The 18,599-nt window shown below is 50.0% G+C and carries 17 protein-coding genes and 2 pseudogenes; 15 read left to right on the top strand and 4 right to left on the bottom strand.

Features of this window, described 5'->3' with window-relative positions; translation table 11 throughout:
- Positions 1–58: 58 nt before the first annotated feature.
- From G358_RS0104875 to G358_RS0104855, 4 genes are all read left to right on the top strand, one after another.
- Positions 59–892, top strand: coding sequence for a hypothetical protein (locus tag G358_RS0104875; protein ID WP_019636077.1), 834 nt, complete (start codon positions 59–61; stop codon positions 890–892).
- A gap of 160 nt (positions 893–1,052) precedes the next feature.
- Positions 1,053–2,168 (top strand): aminopeptidase, encoded by a 1,116-nt coding sequence (locus tag G358_RS0104870; protein WP_019636076.1) that lies wholly within the window; start codon positions 1,053–1,055, stop codon positions 2,166–2,168.
- Between the two features lie 83 nt (positions 2,169–2,251).
- Positions 2,252–2,497 (top strand): HPr family phosphocarrier protein, encoded by a 246-nt coding sequence (locus G358_RS0104865; RefSeq protein WP_026342062.1) that lies wholly within the window; start codon positions 2,252–2,254, stop codon positions 2,495–2,497.
- Between the two features lie 223 nt (positions 2,498–2,720).
- The gene (locus G358_RS0104855; protein ID WP_019636073.1) at positions 2,721–3,008 is read left to right on the top strand and encodes an Fpa/YlaN family protein; all 288 of its coding nucleotides are present in this window, start codon (positions 2,721–2,723) and stop codon (positions 3,006–3,008) included.
- An 86-nt stretch (positions 3,009–3,094) separates the two neighbouring features.
- Here the strand turns inward: G358_RS0104855 and cax are convergent, their stop codons facing one another.
- On the bottom strand, positions 3,095–4,165 hold the full coding sequence (cax, locus tag G358_RS0104850) for a calcium/proton exchanger (RefSeq protein WP_019636072.1): 1,071 nt from the start codon (positions 4,163–4,165) through the stop codon (positions 3,095–3,097).
- 147 nt (positions 4,166–4,312) lie between these two features.
- Between cax and G358_RS0104845 the strand changes: the two genes are divergently transcribed.
- The gene (locus G358_RS0104845) at positions 4,313–4,675 is read left to right on the top strand and encodes an Asp23/Gls24 family envelope stress response protein (protein ID WP_019636071.1); all 363 of its coding nucleotides are present in this window, start codon (positions 4,313–4,315) and stop codon (positions 4,673–4,675) included.
- 233 nt (positions 4,676–4,908) lie between these two features.
- On the opposite strand, the gene ftsW is transcribed toward G358_RS0104845, so the two are convergent.
- Both ftsW and G358_RS0104835 read right to left on the bottom strand, forming a co-directional pair.
- Positions 4,909–6,156: a putative lipid II flippase FtsW gene (ftsW, locus tag G358_RS0104840; RefSeq protein WP_019636070.1), complete on the bottom strand. Its 1,248-nt coding sequence runs from the start codon at positions 6,154–6,156 to the stop codon at positions 4,909–4,911.
- Positions 6,157–6,166: 10 nt separating this feature from the next.
- The gene (locus G358_RS0104835) at positions 6,167–6,508 is read right to left on the bottom strand and encodes a YugN family protein (RefSeq protein WP_019636069.1); all 342 of its coding nucleotides are present in this window, start codon (positions 6,506–6,508) and stop codon (positions 6,167–6,169) included.
- 235 nt (positions 6,509–6,743) lie between these two features.
- Here G358_RS0104835 and G358_RS0104830 point away from each other — a divergent pair, with 235 nt between their 5' ends.
- From G358_RS0104830 to G358_RS31170, 8 genes and pseudogenes are all read left to right on the top strand, one after another.
- Positions 6,744–7,913 carry a M20 family metallopeptidase gene (locus G358_RS0104830; RefSeq protein WP_019636068.1) on the top strand — a complete coding sequence of 390 codons (1,170 nt, stop codon included), beginning with the start codon at positions 6,744–6,746 and terminating at the stop codon, positions 7,911–7,913.
- Between the two features lie 90 nt (positions 7,914–8,003).
- Entirely contained in the window at positions 8,004–8,426 is a 423-nt protein-coding gene (locus G358_RS0104825; RefSeq protein WP_019636067.1) for a CBS domain-containing protein, read from the top strand.
- A gap of 249 nt (positions 8,427–8,675) precedes the next feature.
- Positions 8,676–9,116, top strand: a complete 441-nt coding sequence (locus tag G358_RS0104815) for a YlbF/YmcA family competence regulator (protein WP_019636065.1) — start codon at positions 8,676–8,678, stop codon at positions 9,114–9,116.
- A 67-nt stretch (positions 9,117–9,183) separates the two neighbouring features.
- Positions 9,184–9,447, top strand: coding sequence for a YlbG family protein (locus G358_RS0104810; protein ID WP_019636064.1), 264 nt, complete (start codon positions 9,184–9,186; stop codon positions 9,445–9,447).
- A gap of 169 nt (positions 9,448–9,616) precedes the next feature.
- Positions 9,617–10,273: an MgtC/SapB family protein gene (locus G358_RS0104805; protein WP_019636063.1), complete on the top strand. Its 657-nt coding sequence runs from the start codon at positions 9,617–9,619 to the stop codon at positions 10,271–10,273.
- Between the two features lie 125 nt (positions 10,274–10,398).
- A complete protein-coding gene (locus tag G358_RS0104800; protein WP_019636062.1) occupies positions 10,399–10,836 on the top strand; it encodes a hypothetical protein in 438 nt (145 codons plus the stop codon).
- Between the two features lie 107 nt (positions 10,837–10,943).
- Complete coding sequence (locus G358_RS0104795; RefSeq protein ID WP_019636061.1) at positions 10,944–11,849, top strand: selenium metabolism-associated LysR family transcriptional regulator; 906 nt, start codon at positions 10,944–10,946, stop codon at positions 11,847–11,849.
- 23 nt (positions 11,850–11,872) lie between these two features.
- Positions 11,873–12,738: pseudogene (locus G358_RS31170) on the top strand (PHP domain-containing protein).
- 138 nt (positions 12,739–12,876) lie between these two features.
- Here the strand turns inward: G358_RS31170 and G358_RS0104785 are convergent.
- Positions 12,877–14,643: an Rqc2 family fibronectin-binding protein gene (locus G358_RS0104785; RefSeq protein WP_019636060.1), complete on the bottom strand. Its 1,767-nt coding sequence runs from the start codon at positions 14,641–14,643 to the stop codon at positions 12,877–12,879.
- 185 nt (positions 14,644–14,828) lie between these two features.
- Between G358_RS0104785 and G358_RS0104780 the strand changes: the two genes are divergently transcribed.
- Positions 14,829–17,633 carry a calcium-translocating P-type ATPase, SERCA-type gene (locus G358_RS0104780; protein WP_019636059.1) on the top strand — a complete coding sequence of 935 codons (2,805 nt, stop codon included), beginning with the start codon at positions 14,829–14,831 and terminating at the stop codon, positions 17,631–17,633.
- 529 nt (positions 17,634–18,162) lie between these two features.
- Positions 18,163–18,284: pseudogene (locus G358_RS33615) on the top strand (transposase); the annotation flags it as partial.
- Positions 18,285–18,599: the final 315 nt, after the last annotated feature.

Here is an 18,599-nt window from a genome sequence, read left to right as displayed (position 1 = left end):
ACAGCCTACAGCTAACAGCGTGTCAATGAATTTCAGCCTTTAAGGAGGGCTTGCTAACATGCAGAAATTGTACAAAATAGTGCCAGCTTTAGGGTGGATACTTATAGCTGTGATGATATCATCGTGCAGGATGCAGGATGCCAAATCGCCTGAGGAATGGTTTAAAGATACATGGTCCGGTTTGGCCGGCGTAGATACGTTGACTTTTCATGGAAAAGCCGCATTGTGGCGCGGAGAGAACGGGGAACTGGAGCAAAATTTAAGCTATACGGGACAAATGGATGATCATCATCAGTTGACTATACGAACCGTCATTGCCGAGGGCGAGCAAAAAGGAAGGCTTCAAACATCGGGGCAGCGTAAAGATGAAGTGCATGAAGCAAAGCTTCAGGCGCTTAACCGGCACTGGCATATCGTATCCGATCCAGAGACGCTGGGCAGCGGACTTGCCCGGTTAAATCCTTTGGAGCAACTGGAACAAATCCAGAAGGCGAACAAAACGATTAAAATGGAGAGCGGAGCAGCCAGGGGGACGAGAGTGCTTCGCATTGAGCTGGATTCCAAAGACGCTCTCCATTTGATGGCCGCCGGACTGGAGGAAGAAATGAATCAGATCAGAGAGAAATGGGACGGCGAGCTTGCTAAGCTTCCCAGCACGAAGCGGGGGAAGGTATCGAGCCAAGCTGAGCAAATATATAGCTATGGAAAGGAGCAGCTTGCCCAAATGCTGAATCAGGCAGACATTCAAGCTGTTTATCATCTCACTATCGATCGGAAGACGGGGCTTCCACTGCGCCTGACTTCGGAATCAAGGCTGGCATATTTAAGCCCGCAGGGTGCCGCACAGCAAGAAATGCTGCGGACGGATAATCGATTTACAAATTATAAATAGCTGCTCACCCTTGGTCTGCCGTTTCATTTTTGCTTGGAAGACCGCAGCCGGTCATGCTACAATAGAATAGTGAATTAACCACTGTTCAACTAACTTAAGCGGTTTCCGGTCTTGTTTGAGGAATGATGCTTAGGAGAGATTAGAGGAGGCGTAAGACTGGATGCGAGATCCAAGAATATTGAAGCTGGCGGAAAATTTGGTTGGATATTCTGTCAATGTTCAGCCTGGTGAAAATGTGCTTGTTGAAATGATTGGCAATGAGCGCGATTTGCTAATTGCTATTGTGGAAGAAGTCGGAAGGAAAGGCGGAAATGCCTTTGTTGAGCTGACCGATAGAACGGTTCAAAGATCGATGTTCAAATATGCGAATGAAGAGCAGATGAATACGTGGGCTGAAATCGACCTGAATCGGATGAAGCAAATGGATTGCTATATCGGAATTCGTTCCGGCACAAATGTAAATGAATTGTCAGATGTTCCAGAGGAGAAGATGAGGCTGTACAACTCGCTCTATTCACATCGTGTACATAGCGAACAAAGAGTGAAGCATACGAAATGGGTTGTGCTCCGTTATCCGAATGCCAGCATGGCGCAATTGGCGAATACGAGTACTGAAGCGTTCGAAAATTTTTATTTTGACGTTTGCAACTTGGATTATGCCAAGATGGACCGGGCTCAGGATGCGCTGGCGGATTTAATGAAACGCACGGATAAAGTCCGGATTACCGCTCCTGGAACAGACTTATCATTCTCGATTAAAAATATCGGAGCGATTAAATGTTCCGGGCAACACAACATTCCGGATGGAGAGGTTTATTCCGCACCGGTCAGAGACTCCGTAAACGGAACGATCAGCTACAATACCCCGACCCTGTACAATGGGATTACTTTCGAGAACATTAAGTTCCGTTTCGAGCAGGGACGAATTGTTGAGGCGACAAGCAACGATACGGAGAGCCTCAATAAAATATTGGATACAGATGACGGCTCCCGGTATATCGGAGAGTTTGCAATCGGGTTTAATCCCTATATTTTGCATCCAATGAAGGATATTCTGTTCGATGAGAAAATTGCCGGCAGTCTCCATTTCACGCCGGGCCAAGCGTATGAAGAGGCGTTTAACGGAAACAAATCGTCGATCCATTGGGATCTCGTGCTGATCCAGCGCCCGGAATACGGCGGCGGGGAAATTTATTTTGACGATGTACTAATCCGTAAAAATGGTATTTTTGTCCTGCCGGAGCTTGAAGCGTTAAATCCCGATAATCTGAAATAAAGATAATATGCCTTGCTAGGGAAGCGGATTCAATGTATCATGGTAGTGTATTTATTCCAATGTTAGACGCGGAGGGATTCAGAGTGGCGAACAACAATCAAGCGGTAGTTGAAATTGCTCAAACGGCGGGCAAGTTTTCTTCATCCATCGTTCTTCAAGCAGATAACAAGTATATCGATGTTAAAAGTATTTTGGGTCTCTTCACAACGCTTGTGAACACACAAAGCTATGAGCTGCACGTTCACGGACCAGATGCAGCGGAAGCAAAGAAAGCTGTATCCGAAGTGTTTGCAAAGCATGGTCTGGATGTGAAAATTGTAGCTGAATAACGTTTTCAAGGAAGCACTCCTGTCCATTGCGGGCAGGAGTGCTTTTTTGGAACATAAATGGAATGCGTGCGGATAAATGGATGCTGTGGGAAATATTACAGCCGATTGGCGGGACTTGGGAATGGATAATTTAGAGAGGTTCTTGTATTGGTTTCCGATTTCGTCTAATATTAAGAATAGAGTAGATGAGTGACCGACTTTAAGGACATAGGGGGGAAGAAACATGACTTCATCTGATTTGCAGGAGCAATTGAGTCTCAGAGCTTTAAATCTACTGCAGGAAGATGCAGATAAAATACAGAAACTGATCGAAGTACAGATGGAGAACCTAGCTACACGTTACTGCCCTCTCTATGAGGAAGTATTAGATACCCAAATGTACGGTTTTTCCAGACAGGTTGATTATGCAGTCCGTGTCGGGCTCATTCAAGAGCAGACGGGGAAGCAGCTTTTGAGCAAACTGGAACGAAATTTAGCTCTACTGTACGAAGCGATGAACAATAAAGAGTAGCCTGTTTCCGAAGAACAGGCTTACATACTAAAGAAGCGTACGCGCTCTCGGGGTGTCCTCGTTGGCGAACGCTTTTTTTGTTTGAACTAGACTAGGAAAAAGGAGACGCCGAGAATGGCGTAGACGGCGATCAATAGCATACCTTCATACCAGTTGGTTTGGCCGTCCTGGGTAATTGACTTGGCGATAAAGACCGATACCCCGATGGCTGCAAGTTCTATGACCGTGAATACGATGTCCATGGGCCGTCCGAATAGATGACTGACGAAAATCAGCACCGGGGCGACAAAAAGGGCGATCTGCAGACTGCTCCCCACGGCAATTTCTACGGAGGCTCCAATTTTATTTTTCATGGCCAGCAAAATGGCGGCACTATGCTCCGCTGCATTACCCACGATCGCGACGACGAAGGCGCCGACAAATATTTCACTAAGCCCAAAGCGGGCTGTGAACGTGTCCAACGTGCCGACTAGCCATTCGCTGACGAAAGCTACCATTACGGTTGCGAGTATGAGATAAAGGATCGATTTGCCCTTGGACCAAGCGGGCTGCTGCTCGCCAGCCGGGTCCTCACTGCGCTCCTCTTGAATGTCAGCCAGGTAATCCTTATGCGTGATCATAGAGAAGATCAGCCAGAGGAGATAAGATACGATCAGTATGCCGGCGACGATGAGACTGAGCGTCGTCCGATCTTCTTCATGCAGCACATGCGTCTGTAGAAAAATGGCCGGGACAAAAAGAGCGATAATGGCTACGATCATTAATGAACCGTTCATTCCTGCAAGCGAAACGTTGTAACGCTGTATTTTGTGCTTCAGCCCCCCGGCAAGCAGGCTCAAGCCAAGCACGAGCAGCAAATTCCCGATGATTGATCCGGTAATACTCGCTTTTACCATGTCGAACAGCCCTTCGCGTACGAGCAGGATGCCGATAATTAATTCCGCGGCGTTGCCGAAGGTCGCATTCAGAAACCCGCCGAGGCGCTGCCCGGCATAGTGTGCTACGCTTTCGGTCGCTTTGCCGAGAAAACCGGCCACAAAAATGACAGCAATCGCCGATATGAGGAACTGCAAGGTAGCCGGCCAGTGAGCGTAGTGCCCTATGGCGCTGCAAATAAAGAACAAAAATAATAAACCTGGAGAAACATATTTTCGCATTATCGCACCTCAGCTTATAAAATGAATTCAAATTCAATATAACCAATTCAGGGAAATTCATAACGAACGAAAGAAGAATGATCTCTATTTGCTTTAAAAGGTCTGACGAATTACAATAAATATAATGAGGTTGAAGGAGGAATGACCATGACCGAACAATTACAGTTAGATAATGGGCTTATTCGAATATCAGATGACGTCGTTGCCAAGATTGCCGGGATGGCAGCGCTGGAAACGCCGGGGATTGCGGCGATGTCCGGTGGGTTGTCAGAAGGCTGGGCGAAGCGGTTAAGCGGTAAAAACGTGCAAAAAGGCGTCACCGTAGAAGTCGGTCAGTTGGAAGCGGCAATCGATCTCCGTATTATAGTGCTGTATGAGACACCGATTCATGAGGTGTGCCGCATGCTGCAGCAAAATGTTCGTGAAGCGGTCGAGAGCATGACAGGGCTGAAAACCGTAGAAGTAAATGTGAAGGTTGAAGGAGTAGCATTTAAAGACGACGAAGCCTGATTTGCTTCGTTGCGGTTACATACAAAAGGTGAAGACTGTGAGAGCCTTTTAAAGCAAAATAAGGTTGCCCCATCGAATTCATGTAATGAACTGTGGGCAACCTTATTTTTATGTTTCCTTACAATGATAGAATTTTTAACAATTCAGCGGAGCTGAACAATTCTATGCTCTGTAAGAAAAGCTATCGTTAATGATGGTCTTTTTTCCTAGAAAATACACCGATAGACTTTTTTTTATAAATGCCGGCGTCTTTGACTGTTCAGTTCACGGGAGGCTTCCCTGACGACGACGGATTTCGTTCGTTCCTGTTTGGCAGGCAGATTGGATTCCCGTGAAATGCTGAGCACAATCCCCATCGCTCCCATCATGACTAGCAGGGAGGAGCCCCCGTAGCTAATAAATGGCAGGGTAACGCCGGTAATAGGAATCGTGCGCGTCACGCCACCGATATTAACGAAAGCCTGAATGGCGATGAGTCCCATAATGCCTACCCCTGTCAGCGTGCCAAACGTACTGGAACAGCGGAGAGAAACAAGCAGTCCCCTCCAAATAAAGTAAATATAGAACAATAAAAATATAATGCTGCCGATAAAGCCAAACTCTTCCCCGATGACGGGAAATATAAAATCATTGTACGGATTGGGAAGGTAGTGCAGCTTTTGAATCCCCTGGCCGAAACCTGCTCCTGTCACACCGCCATATCCAAGCGCGGTAAGCGAGTGAATCAGGTTGTACCCCGAAAGCTGCGGATCTGCCCACGGGTTGATGAATGATGTGATCCGTCCCATTTTGTAGCTGCTGCCTGATGACGCAGATTCGCTCGGACTGATTTTCTCCCAGAGCGCGCCGGCGCCCAGAACGATGCTGGCACCAAGGATAAGCAGGGCAATCGAGCCTAAAATATGCTTCAAGTTTGCTCCGCCGGCAAAAATAATAAGGCCTGCCGTGGCGACCAGAATCAGGCAGGAGCCAAGGTCAGGCTGAAGCATGATGAGGCCGGCCACAAAACCGACGATGACCATTACGGGAATATAGCCTGTTCTTAAATCCCGGAAACGTTCTCCTTTTTTGGAAATGAGCGCAGCCAAGTAAAGGATCGTGGCAATCTTCGCCAATTCGGTAGGCTGGATGCCGAGGCCGCCGATATTAAACCAGCTCTTGGCCCCATTGATGTCGGATGCCAAAAATGGAATAAGGATCAGCATAATAATCGTCACAATAAACACAGGAACAAAAAGCTTCTTGAACTTGTTATAAGGAATGTTCATCGTAATGAACATGAGGACAACTCCAAGTCCTCCGAAGATTACTTGACGTTTCGTAAAGTACATCAAATCATAACCTTGTTTTTCACTTACTAAAGCAATGCTGGAGCTGGAACTGAATACCATGACAATCCCGAAGCCAACCAAAAGCAAGGTGAGAATAAGCAGTTGAAAATCGGGAGCTCCGCGTTTGGGCTCTGATTTGCTGTCTCTCATGCCAAGTTCCTTACGCTTCGAGGAGCTGTTTCAGTTCAGATAGCTTCAGGTTGGCCGTCTTTTGAACCGCTGCCGGAATTTCCGATTCGTATTCCAGTCCATGTGGGAATGTAGCCCGTCCGATGTAGACGGCCTCAATTTCCAGAACCGTATCAGGACGCTCCAATTTGCCCTCAACGGCACGCGTGTTGATGCGAAGGAAATATTCGTTATTGTTCGCTTCTATTTTGTAGTCGTATGTAGCCCGGTAATATTCCCATTGCCAGCGAATAAACCCGACTTTCTCCGCGGATTCGTCCAAGTAGGACAGATCGCTTTTTACTCCGTTCAAACCGGTATTTTCGAGAATCATCGTGTAAAATGCCTCCTTAAAAGTTCTCTTCCCATGATATTATGTTTCAATCACTTGTGCAAGCATGGGAAAACGCTGCAAAATGGTGAAGGGACGCTGTTTGCTGTTGCAATGCACCGTATTCAGGCTAACCGGTTTTCTGATACAATAATACATATTATGTGCAAGGCTGTTCGTAAGGCGGCTTGCCGTTATCAAATGGACGTTTTATCGACGAAGAAGGAAGTGGAAGACAATGAGAGAGGAAGCGCTAAAGTCATTGTTCCCAATGATGGTGGAGCGGAGGCGTCATTTGCATCGTCATCCGGAATTGTCTTTTAAAGAGCATAAGACATCTGCCTACGTTGCAGACATCCTCACCAAGCTAGGCGTGGATACCGTGGTGAAAGCAGGAGGCAACGGGATAATAGCCACGATAAGAGGAAAATTACCGGGCAAGACGGTTGCGCTCCGGGCGGATATGGACGCGCTGCCGATTCAGGACGAGAAAGCCTGTGACTATGCCTCGGAGGTTCCCGGGGTCATGCACGCCTGCGGCCACGATGCGCATACGGCCGTACTGTTAGCCGTTACTGAATATTTCATCAGCAGAAGAGAGACGCTTCAAGGGGAAATTCGTCTGTTATTTCAACCGGCAGAGGAGGTATGTCCCGGCGGGGCCCTCGGATTGATTGAAGCCGGGGCGCTGGACGGAGTGGACGTAATTTATGGTGTGCATTTATGGACGCCGATCCCGGTAGGCACGGCAGCCAGCCGGCCTGGGCCAATGATGGCCTCGACGGATGAATTTTTCATTGAGCTGTCGGGCCGAGGAGGCCATGGCGGCATGCCGCATGCCGCTGTAGACAGCGTTGTAGCCGGAGCTGCGCTGGTGCTTCAATTGCAAAGCGTCGTCAGCCGATCGGTTAATCCGCTAGATCCCGCTGTCGTGACAATCGGTTCGATCCATGGCGGAACGGCCCAGAACGTCATCGCGGACACCTGCCGACTTGCTGGCACGGTTCGCTGCTTCCAGGAAGAGACGAGGAGCATCATACGCACGAGGATCGAGCAATTGGCGGAAGGGACGGCGCAGGCTTATGGGGCGGGCGTGGCGATCGATTATATGACCGGCTATCCGAGCCTGGCCAATCATCCGGAGGAATATGAAAGGTTTCGAGAGGTTGCGGAACGGGAGACCGGGTTGTCAAGCGGGCTCTCTCCGCAAATTATGCCTGCCGAGGATTTTGCTTACTATTTGCAGCGGATTCCCGGCTGCTTCATGCTTGTAGGAGCGGGAAATCCGGAGAAGAATGCGGTTTATCCGCACCACCATCCGAAATTCGATATCGACGAAGAGGCGATGCTGCATGCGGCCAGCCTCTTGATTGCGATGGCGGAAGCTTATCAAGAAAAGCAGTCCTGATTAATCCCCAAGCTCCCTTTAGGTTTCATTTGAACGGCATGCATAATATAGCTCCCTCCTAGGAAATCTAAATGATGGAGGGATGGCATAATGAGAAAAGTAAAGGACATCATGACTGACCAAGTAGTTACTGTATCGCCAAAAGACAATATCTATGAGGTTGCGGTAAAAATGAAAAACCATGATACCGGCTTTATTCCCGTCGTCGAGGATGGAGACCGGCTGATCGGAGTTATTACCGACCGCGATCTAGTCATTAGAGCGATCGCGGACAAGCATCCTGGTTCTACGGCCGTGGAGACGGTTATGACGCGGGGCATCCGCTGCGCTTCACCGGACACGCCGGTCGACGATGCCGCGGAAATGATGGCGGAGCAGCAAATTCGCCGCCTGCCGGTAACGGAAGGAGAACGGCTCATCGGGATCGTATCGATCGGAGACATGGCTGTACGCAACAATTTTGCCGATGAAGCCGGCGACGCGCTGAGCGAAATTTCCCATCAAGTCCACTAGTTCATGCTAAAGCCAATTTTAGAGAAGAGGTTCGCATAATGCTTGCGGGCTTCTTCTTTTCATATTACAGATTTTTGGAAGGAAAGAGGAGGTTCATTTAATGAACGGAACGGGAATTCGGAACTGAGCAATCGCGGGAAACTCTTCTGCTTGGAAACCGAATATGTTATTATAATGTAGTCTACTGAAAACTGTACTGCTGAATGGATTTTTTAGTAGACCATTCTATATAGAATCGAGTTGAGATTCATGAGCGTAACCGAGCTGAAGACGGTCGACATGGCCGAGCTTTTGACATACGCCTATGAATTAGGCGATATGATAAACAATTCCATCGCGGTATCCGATTATTTATACTGGAAGAGACGCGTGGAGGAGGATCCGGAGGTCCAGGCATACGTCAGAAAGCTTGACGCGCAGAAGGAGCTCTTTGAGGAGACGGAGCGATTCGGGCACTACCATCCCAATTACCATGAGGCGAAAGACAAAGTAGCCCAAGTGGAGAAGGAACTGGAGCAGTTTGAAGCCGTGCGCAACTTCAAAGCGGCAGAGAAAGAGCTGGACGACATGCTGCATCAGATGTCGGAGACGATCGCTTATTCCGTATCCGACACGATTAAGGTGCCGAGCAATGACCCGAATCCGAAGGGCGGCGGCTGCGGAAGCGGCGGCAGCTGCAGCTGCGGATAACGGGGCGCCGCCGCCGGTGTAAGGCGGCGGCGCCATCATTTACAGACGACGAAATTGGGGGGATTAGATGTTTCCGGAACGTACAGGCTATATCATATGGGTAAGCGATCTGAAGGCGGCAAGAAATCTGGAGAAATACGGGAGCGTGCATTATTTATCCCGGCGGATGCATTACGTCGTCATGTATGTAAATGCGGAACGCGCTGAAGATATCATGCGAAATATCCGCAAGCTGTCTTATGTCCGCAAGATTGAACGATCATACCGCAATGAAATTAAGACGGAATATTCGAAGGAAGTTCCAGATAAGACGCATTATTATGGATTGTAGTAGATATTCTATACGAGTGCGAATATTCATGACCCGATTGGCGTAGGACTTATTAGAATGCCGGCGGGATACAATAAAGAGCGACCCTTCAGAGCGACCTTCGGGGCGCTCTTTATTTTTAACGGTTTTCACCCAGAATGGAGCAGAACATCGTCAGGAGGCGGGAATCATGGAGTATGAGCTGCTGCTGCGCGTGATGATTGCGGGAGTTTGCGGCTATGTCATCGGCTTCGAACGAAAAAGCCGCATGAAGGAAGCGGGGGTGCGGACGCATTTTATCGTGGCTGCTGGCTCTGCCCTTATGATTATCATTTCAAAGTACGGTTTTCAGGACCAGATCGGCTGGAGCAATCTGTCGCTCGATCCGTCAAGAGTCGCGGCCGGTGTCGTGAGCGGGGTTGGCTTTTTGGGGGCGGGCATGATATTCATGCAGAAGCATACGGTGAAGGGGCTGACTACGGCAGCGGGCATATGGGCGACGGCGGGGATCGGCATGGCGGTCGGGGCCGGTATGTATTTCGTCGGTATCGGTGTGATGCTGATTATTTTTGTGGGACAAATCGTGCTGCATGGCCGCTTAGGCCGGTTGACCTCTCCAAAAGTGGAAAATATCGTCCTTGTGCTCGAGAATGAACCGCAAGCGCTGGAACGGGTTTTAAAGGAGTTTGGAGAACTTCAGATTACCGTGCTGTCCTTTGAAATGGAGCGCGAAGAGCAGTGGTTGACCCTATCTTTGACCGTGCAGCTCAAAGGCGGCTATGACCTGGAGACGCTCATGCTGACTATAGGAAGCTGCGAATCGGTGAAAAAAATTAAAGCGGAATAATCTTTCTCATAGATTTGGTTCTAAGATCAAGGCCTCCCTTGTAGAATAATGGAAAGTGATGTATGATTATAGGTAAATGTACTTAGTCATAAAGACCTACTATTATTATCCATAAGGGGTGCGTCATGAGGGACAAGGTTACGGAACGGTGGGCAACTTACGAGGCTTTTCATATAACACTAGGCGATAAGAGAGTCTCCGATATCGTGATCACTAACCATGCCATGATGCGGTATCGCGATAGAATAGACCGTAACACTAAAGGGTTTGATAAAATAGCTGCTTGGGCTTGGGAGTGTCTTAAGCAAGGCAGAATTAAACATTATTACCGTAACGAAGAGGACGTCTATTTAGTGGATGATGATCTGGTCATGGTCGCTGAATTTGCCGAAATTCCCGGCGAATACGATTTGATCGGCAGACCTATGCATCGGATGATCATCGTCACTTTCCTTGGGCGCATGTCCGAAACAATTGAGCTGCGGGACTTGCGGTCCTATTATTCTTGGCTAAGGCATTCTCGGCGCATGACGCTGATGAAGAACAGCCGCAAGCGGAAATAGGGAGTAGAAACGATGGCATATTGGAACGAAGCAGACACTTGCCGGTGTTTGCTTTTTTTGTTTGCCTAGACATGCTATTGTAATGGAGAAGAAGGAGTGAAGCGAAAATGGCTTTGAATTATCACCAATTACATATTTTTTATACCGTCGCCCAGCGAGGCAGCTTTTCCGCGGCCGCGCAGGCGCTGCATATGACCCAGCCTGCGGTAACGATGCAAATTCAATCGCTTGAGGATTATTTCGGCACAAAGCTGCTAGTCCGTTCGACGAAGCGTATCGATTTGACCGAAGCAGGAAAAGCATTATATCCGTATGCGCGTAAAAGCATCGAGCTTATGCGCGAGACCGAGAAGGCGATGTCGCAGTTCACTTCTATGCTGGAAGGGCGCCTGCTGCTCGGCTCCAGCCTCACGATCGGCGAATATGTGCTGCCGCGTCTGCTCGGCCCGTTCGGCCGCCAGTATCCGCACATTTCTATCGTGCTGAAGGTGATGAATACGACGCAAATCATTGACGAAATCGTAAGCCATCAGCTTAATTTCGGCCTGGTCGAAGCGCCGGTGCACCATCCGGATATGATATCCGAGCCGGTCATGGAGGACGAATTGAAGCTGGTCGTGCCTGCCGGGCATCCGCTTGTGGGGAAAGGGCCAATGAAGCTGCAGGAAGTATTGTCTTATCCGTTTGTGCTACGCGAGAAAGGCTCGGGGACTCGTCAGGTTATGGAGGATCAATTGGAGCGCAGCGGGATTGAGCTTGGCGAGCTGGACATTGTCATGGAGCTTGGCAGTACAGGCGCTGTAAAATCTGCAGTCGAGGCAGGTTTTGGGCTTACTTTTTTGTCTCCCTCGTCCGTGAAGCACGAAATTGCACTTGGTTTACTAAAAGTACTCGATATCGAGGATGTGACGTTCAAGCGCCAATTTTATTCGATCCATTTGAAATCTACGCTGCTTCCGGTATCCGCGGTTACTTTTTTGACCTTTTTACGAGAACAGAAGCTTCCTTTGTAAATCGTTAAGGAGGAGATTCAATGATGAACGATACAGCATGCCATGAATTTTGCGATTTGCATACCCATACCCGGGCCTCCGACGGCATGAACGCCCCGGCGGAAAACGTGCGTCTCGCTAAAGAAAAGGGCCTGGCCGCCATAGCGATCACCGATCATGATACCGTAGCCGGGATAGAAGAGGCGCTTGTCGCCGGACAGCAATACGGTATTACGGTAGTCCCAGGCGTTGAAATCAGCACGGTCGCGGCTGGCCGCGACATTCACGTGCTGGGTTATTATATCGATACCGGGGATGAGAGGCTGCAGAGCAGATTGCAGAGTCTCCGGGCTACGCGGGAAGCGCGGAACGATCTCATTTTGGAAAAGCTTCACGCCCTCGGATGCCGCTGACGCTCCAAGAAATCAAGGAAGGGCTTGGCCGGCCGCTACGTCCTGATGAGAGCATCGGCCGGCCGCATATCGCCGATGCGCTGGTCCGCAAGGGCTATGCCGAGAACATGCGGGATGCCTTTGACCGTTATCTCGGCGAAGGGAAGCCGGCCTATGCAAGTGTCCCCAGAATCGCTCCGGAGGAGGCGATGCAATGGATCCGCGAGGCTGGCGGCGCCCCCGTGCTGGCGCACCCCGGGTTATATGGGGATGACGAGCTGGTCAAGCGGATTATTGCCCAGGGACAACCCGCGGGAATCGAAGTGTATCACTCCGACCATGGGCCAGCCGACGAGCAGCGTTACCTGGAAATCGCGAAAGAATTCGACCTGATCCCGACTGCCGGCTCCGATTATCATGGCGTTCGGCAGGGCATCGTCTTTCACGGGGAAATCGGCACGCGCACGGTACCGTTAAGCACCTTGGAACAGCTTCGCCTTCGCTCGGGTTTAAGCTGATAAATTTGAAATAAGCGCCTTATCTAACTTTAAAAAAACCCTTCGACCTGGTATTAGCTGAATAACAGCAAACGGTCGAAGGATTTTTGTTGTATTTTTGTTGTAAAGACGATCGGATCAAACTTCCGTTTAATTTGCTCATTTGATGGCATTAGGCAGGCTTTTAACGAGCGCCTCGTCGGGTGTAACGAACAGAGTACGCTGCTGCTCGTAAATAACGAAGCCAGGCTTTGCGCCATTTGGTTTGCGGACATGCCTGATAAGTGTGTAGTCTACGGGTACGCTGCTCGATTCCTTGGCCTGGCTGAAGTAAGCTGCTAGCTGGGCCGCTTCGTTTAATGTGGCCTCCCCATAAGAGGCGCTTCGAATGACGACGTGGGAGCCCGGGATGTCCTTTGTATGCAGCCAGGTGTCATTGTGGCTGGCCAGCCGGTTGGTCACGTACTCGTTTTGCAGATTGTTCTTGCCGACGTAAATGTCGATGCCTTCGGACGAAGTGTAAACATGGAGCGTCGGGCGGTCGTTTTTCTTCTTTTTCTTGCTCTTGCTGCTTCTTTGCTTCAAGTATCCCTGCTGGGTCAGTTCCTCGCGGATTTCATCAATATCGTTTAACGTCGCGTAATCTAATTGTTGGAGCAAGCCCTCCAGATAAGTGATCTCCCTGCGGGCGATGTCCATTTGCTCATCGATAACCGTCAGGCTGTTTTTGAATTTGTTGTATTTCTTAAAATAACGCTGCGCATTCTCGGACGGGGACAGCAGCGGATCGAGGGATACCTTCAGAGACTTCTGTTCTTCATCGTAGTAATTGATGAGCTCTGCTTCTTTATCGCCCTTTTCAATTTGGTGAAGGGAGGCAAGGAGCAAATCTCCAGAGATCCGGTATTTCTCGGCATCCTCAGCTTCTGCCAGATCCTCCTGCAGCTTCGTCAGCTTTTTTATGTTTTTGCTGCGCTCATTTTGCAGAAAACGCAGCAGATCGCTCGTCTTTTGCTTCACGGTATCGCGCAGCGCCTTTTCCCCGTAATAGCCCTCCATGCAGGCGCTGATCGAGTCGTACGTCCGAATTTCCTCCTGCACCATGCTTAACTGAACGGCCGAAAACACATGCTTTCCCTTGCTGTTGTTGCCGGTCATCGGCTGATATTGATGGCGGGCAATATCAAGCATCATGGCTGAGAAAGCCGACCATAACGCTTCAGGTTCCAGAGGCTTTAGCACAGGGGGAGCTTTGGCGTCAGCTTCGATGTGACGAGCCCGGAAATAAATTTCGTCCGCGATCAGCGGGCTGAGGCCGCTATAAGCCTGCACCAGCCAATGACTGGATTCTGCTGCTGCATCCCCGGCATCGCCCCAGGCTGACAGAAACTCCCCCTTCCCGGCTTCCAGCGGATTCAGCTTATGCTGCTCCGGTGGCTTCGTATAGGCGAAGCCGGGCATGACGACCCGGTAGCTGCTGATGGAAGGGGTAACATGGTGAATGCCGTCCAGTTGCACGCCCGTGTTGGGATCGATGAGGATAATGTTGCTGTGCCGCCCCATCAGTTCGATAATGATTCGCTTGGCAGAAATGTCACCGAGCTCGTCACGCTGCCTGATATCGATCGCGATGATCCGCTCCATCCCGTACTGGGTAATCGCTTCGATGACGCCGCTCTCGCAGTGCTTGCGCAGCAGCATGCAGAACATAGGGGCCTCCTGCGGGTTAGGAAAGGATTCCTCCGTAAGGTGAACGCGCGGGTAAGTCGGATTGGCTGATAGAATCAGCCTCCGGTTCGCGCCCTGGGATCTCAAATTGATAATAATATCGCTATCGGATGGCTGATGTATTTTGTTAATGCGTCCGCCCACGCAAATTTGCAGCTCGTGGACAATGGAACGCGTAACGATTCCGTCAAGTGCCATAATTGTGTAGTCTCCCTCTTATAAGTGCCTTGGCGCGTACCGCGCTCTCTCTATGATGCCATACTTCATGTAAAAACTTAAGTCCTTCCCTGTGATAATTTAGGACTGGCCTGAATACATTTACCCTAGGTGGAAAAGCCTTCGCTCTGTAAAACGGCATAAAATACGGGAGGGGAATAGGGAGGATGGAACAAAAAAACTGGCACCAGCGGAGTGGGGAGGAGCTTCTCGAACGGTTCGGCGTCTCGCGGGAGCAAGGGCTGACCGAAGAAGAGGCGCGGCGCAGGCAGGAGCAAAGCGGATGGAATGAGCTGCAGGAAATGCAGAGAGTTTCGCCGCTGCTCCTCTTCTTGAACCAATTCAAGGATTTCATGATGCTCGTACTGATGGCAGCTACTTTGATATCCGGACTTCTCGGCGAATATTTGGACGCCGTTACTATTATAGCCATCATCATACTTAACGGGGTCCTGGGCTTTATTCAGGAATTTCGCGCCGAGCGGTCGCTTAGGGCGCTCAAACAGTTGTCCGCTCCTCATGCTAAAGTGCTGCGGGAAGGACACTTCCGCGATATTACGGCGCGAGAACTCGTTCCAGGTGATATCGTCATGGTGGAGAGCGGGGACCGTATTCCGGCCGATATTCGTTGGCTAGTGACAAACAGTCTCGATGCGGAGGAATCCGCGTTAACCGGCGAATCCCATCCGGTGAATAAGCATGCGGAGACGATCCCGGAAAACGAAGTTCCGCTCGGGGATCAGAAAAATATCGGCTTTATGGGGACGATGGTGACCCGGGGAAGCGGGAGAGGCGTAGTCATCCGCACGGGGATGGAAACGGAGATGGGCAAAATTGCCGATCTGATCCAGAATACAGAGGCGCAGGAGACGCCGCTCCAACGGAGGCTCGAGCAGCTTGGCAAAATTTTGATTTATTTGTCCCTCGGTTTGACCGTTCTCGTCGTCATAGTAGGGATCATGCACGGCCAGCCCGCCGGAAATATGTTTTTTGCCGGTGTCAGCCTTGCTGTCGCTGCGATCCCGGAAGGCTTGCCAGCGATCGTTACGATCGCTCTAGCGCTCGGAGTACAGCGGATGATCAAGCGCAAAGCGATTGTTCGCAAGCTGCCTTCCGTAGAAACGCTTGGCTGCGCCTCGGTCATCTGTTCTGACAAGACCGGCACTTTAACGCAAAATAATATGATGGTAACGGATATTTGGCTGGAGGGACGTCCGCTGAAAGTGACGGGGAATGGGTATGAACCCGTCGGCCATATTTTAGAGCAGGATCACAAACTGGACGCCAAAAAAGACGGGAGCTTGTCCCGATTATTGCAAATCAGTTCGCTTTGCAGTAATGCCAAGATTTACGAAGAGGAAGACGAAGATGGCAGCCGCAATCGCCGTAAAGGGCAGGATGAGCCGGAAAGCCCGCGATGGAAGCTGGAGGGGGATCCGACGGAGGGGGCACTTGTCACATTAGCCGCTAAAATGGGTTATACAGCTGATGAGCTCAGTGGACTGTATAAGCGGGAGAATGAGTTCCCGTTTGATTCCCAGCGCAAGCGGATGTCTGTCATCGCCGCGCATCAAGGCGGCAAAACCGTATTTGTTAAAGGCGCGCCTGATATGTTGCTGGAGCGGTGTTCCTATATATTATGGGAGGGTAAGGTCGTTCCCTTTACCGGGACTTTACGCTCTAAAGTACAGGCTGCGAATGAGGAAATGGCCCGAAGGGCTCTGCGTGTACTTGGCTTAGCCTATCGTGAGCTTCGGGCTCAAGAGAATGCGAGTAATCAGGAAGCAGTTGAATCCCAGCTTGTCTTTGTAGGCCTGACCGGGATGATTGATCCGCCGCGGCGGGAAGTGCGGGAGGCGATTGCCGTCTGCCGCCGGGCAGGGATTAGGACCGTTATGATTACTGGGGATCATGGCCTGACCGCTGAAGCGATCGCCCATGATTTGGGAATTTTGCAGCGTGGAGGCACCTCGGTTTCAGGCTCGCAATTGGCACTGCTTAGTGACGAGGAACTGGATGAGAAGGTTGAGGACATCTATGTATACTCCCGCGTATCGCCGGAGCATAAGCTGCGTATCGTTAAAGCGCTGCAGCGCAAAGGCCATGTGGTGGCCATGACTGGCGATGGAGTCAATGATGCCCCGGCGATCAAAGCAGCGGATATCGGGATCGCCATGGGAATAACCGGAACGGACGTGTCCAAAGAGGCCTCCTCGCTTATTTTGAGTGATGATAACTTCTCGTCCATCGTCGCCGCAATCGAGGAAGGCAGAAACATATATGAAAATATCCGTAAATTTATCCGCTACCTGTTGGCTTCTAACGTAGGTGAAATATTGACGATGTTGTTTGCGATGCTGGCTGGCCTGCCGCTGCCGCTCATGCCGATTCAGATTCTATGGGTTAATTTAGTGACGGACGGCCTGCCTGCCATGGCGCTCGGGGTGGATCAGCCAGAAAAAGATCTTATGGAGCATAAGCCGCGGGGAGCGAAGGAGAACATCTTCGCAAGGCGTCTCGGCTGGAAAATATTAAGCCGTGGCATCCTGATCGGTTTTTGTACGCTCGGTGCGTTCTGGATTACGCTGCACGCCAATGACGGAGCTGAGGGACAGCTCGTCCGGGCCCAATCCGTAGCATTCGCGACGCTTGTTATCGCCCAGCTCATCCATGTATTCGATTGTCGGAGCTCCCGCTCTATTTTTCATCGCAATATTTTGCAGAATCGCCTTCTCGTAGTTGCGGTTCTATCTTCGGTCATTCTTCTGCTGGGTGTTCTATATATCGAAGCATTGCAGCCGATATTCAAGACTGCTCCGCTTAATTTCCGCGACTGGGCGCTGACGATCGTCGCCGCAGGCATTCCTACGTTTTTACTAGGGGCGGGAAGTGTCTGGTCAGGCCGTAAGCATCGCAAATATAACAGCCCAGGCCCGTTCATGCCTGTGAAAAGTACAAATTATCGGGCATAAGACCGATATCTCTCTCGGGCGGCAACATATAGACTAACCCGATAAAGCTATGCACTGCAGCGTGCAATCTGTTAAGGAGTTTGTACTATGAAAGGTGTAGATTTGCCAAAATGGACGGCTCGAAAATGACTCGAAAATGATATTGTTATCGTTTATGGCGAAAAAACAATCTCAGAGCCGTTCTAAATCTCGCCATAAAGTGGTGCCATCGATGCTTCGGAGCAGGCTAGGTGGGATTGATCCCCTAGCCTGCTGTTATTGTCTAAAAACCCCCCAGTTCGACTGGGGGCTTTCTTAGATAGTCATAACCGTCGGCTTAGCCGGTGGTTATGACTTAGGCTTCAGCCAGTTGAGTGAGAGAAACGGGCGAAACAAAAACCACCGGCTATGCGGGTGGAGGGATCGAGGGTTTGACCACCAAGACCATTCTGTACAGTTGAGATGTTCAGGCTCAAGGGAGGGAGTGGTCTTGGATGGCAAACAAGAGCTACAGTTTAGCTCACACAAAGCGGATGTGCAAATACCACATACATCCTTTATGGGATATCTGAAGGGGAAAAGTTCGTTAATGATCTTTGAGAAGCATGCGCAGTAAAGTGTAAATATTGGAAATATGGGAAACGAAAATTCTGGGTAGAAGGATATTATGTACAGCGAGCCTGCCTAATTGGATTTTAGCTATCAGCGACTGTTGTTTGATTCTAGCTATGATGAACGATAAACAGACAGCCCTCCACATTGCTACATCTCGTAGGTTAAAATGGAAAGTGGAAAGACCAACCATTTCAGAGCTACATAGCAAAGGAGAGCTGATACTATGCAGTCTATCACAAAATTCGTCGGTTTAGATGTATCCAAAGAAAAAATTTCGGTGGCCATTGCGGATTCAACCGGGGAAGCCCCTCGCTATTACGGGAGCATTCCACATTCGGCGGCGGCACTTCGTAAACTCATCAAAGAACTGGG

Origin of the sequence: Paenibacillus fonticola DSM 21315 (assembly GCF_000381905.1) — a bacterium.
Lineage (GTDB): Bacteria > Bacillota > Bacilli > Paenibacillales > Paenibacillaceae > Fontibacillus > Fontibacillus fonticola.
This window is presented reverse-complemented; position numbering and strand designations above follow the sequence as displayed.

Excerpts from the sequence above, each read along its gene's own strand:
- G358_RS0104875 (WP_019636077.1), top strand. The coding sequence starts at position 59 with ATGCAGAAATTGTACAAAATAGTGCCAGCTTTAGGGTGGATACTTATA.
- G358_RS0104870 (WP_019636076.1), top strand. The coding sequence starts at position 1,053 with ATGCGAGATCCAAGAATATTGAAGCTGGCGGAAAATTTGGTTGGATAT.
- G358_RS0104855 (WP_019636073.1), top strand. The coding sequence starts at position 2,721 with ATGACTTCATCTGATTTGCAGGAGCAATTGAGTCTCAGAGCTTTAAAT.
- cax (WP_019636072.1), bottom strand. The coding sequence starts at position 4,165 with ATGCGAAAATATGTTTCTCCAGGTTTATTATTTTTGTTCTTTATTTGC.
- G358_RS0104845 (WP_019636071.1), top strand. The coding sequence starts at position 4,313 with ATGACCGAACAATTACAGTTAGATAATGGGCTTATTCGAATATCAGAT.
- ftsW (WP_019636070.1), bottom strand. The coding sequence starts at position 6,156 with ATGAGAGACAGCAAATCAGAGCCCAAACGCGGAGCTCCCGATTTTCAA.
- G358_RS0104835 (WP_019636069.1), bottom strand. The coding sequence starts at position 6,508 with ATGATTCTCGAAAATACCGGTTTGAACGGAGTAAAAAGCGATCTGTCC.
- G358_RS0104830 (WP_019636068.1), top strand. The coding sequence starts at position 6,744 with ATGAGAGAGGAAGCGCTAAAGTCATTGTTCCCAATGATGGTGGAGCGG.
- G358_RS0104825 (WP_019636067.1), top strand. The coding sequence starts at position 8,004 with ATGAGAAAAGTAAAGGACATCATGACTGACCAAGTAGTTACTGTATCG.
- G358_RS0104815 (WP_019636065.1), top strand. The coding sequence starts at position 8,676 with ATGAGCGTAACCGAGCTGAAGACGGTCGACATGGCCGAGCTTTTGACA.
- G358_RS0104810 (WP_019636064.1), top strand. The coding sequence starts at position 9,184 with ATGTTTCCGGAACGTACAGGCTATATCATATGGGTAAGCGATCTGAAG.
- G358_RS0104805 (WP_019636063.1), top strand. The coding sequence starts at position 9,617 with ATGGAGTATGAGCTGCTGCTGCGCGTGATGATTGCGGGAGTTTGCGGC.
- G358_RS0104800 (WP_019636062.1), top strand. The coding sequence starts at position 10,399 with ATGAGGGACAAGGTTACGGAACGGTGGGCAACTTACGAGGCTTTTCAT.
- G358_RS0104795 (WP_019636061.1), top strand. The coding sequence starts at position 10,944 with ATGGCTTTGAATTATCACCAATTACATATTTTTTATACCGTCGCCCAG.
- G358_RS0104785 (WP_019636060.1), bottom strand. The coding sequence starts at position 14,643 with ATGGCACTTGACGGAATCGTTACGCGTTCCATTGTCCACGAGCTGCAA.
- G358_RS0104780 (WP_019636059.1), top strand. The coding sequence starts at position 14,829 with ATGGAACAAAAAAACTGGCACCAGCGGAGTGGGGAGGAGCTTCTCGAA.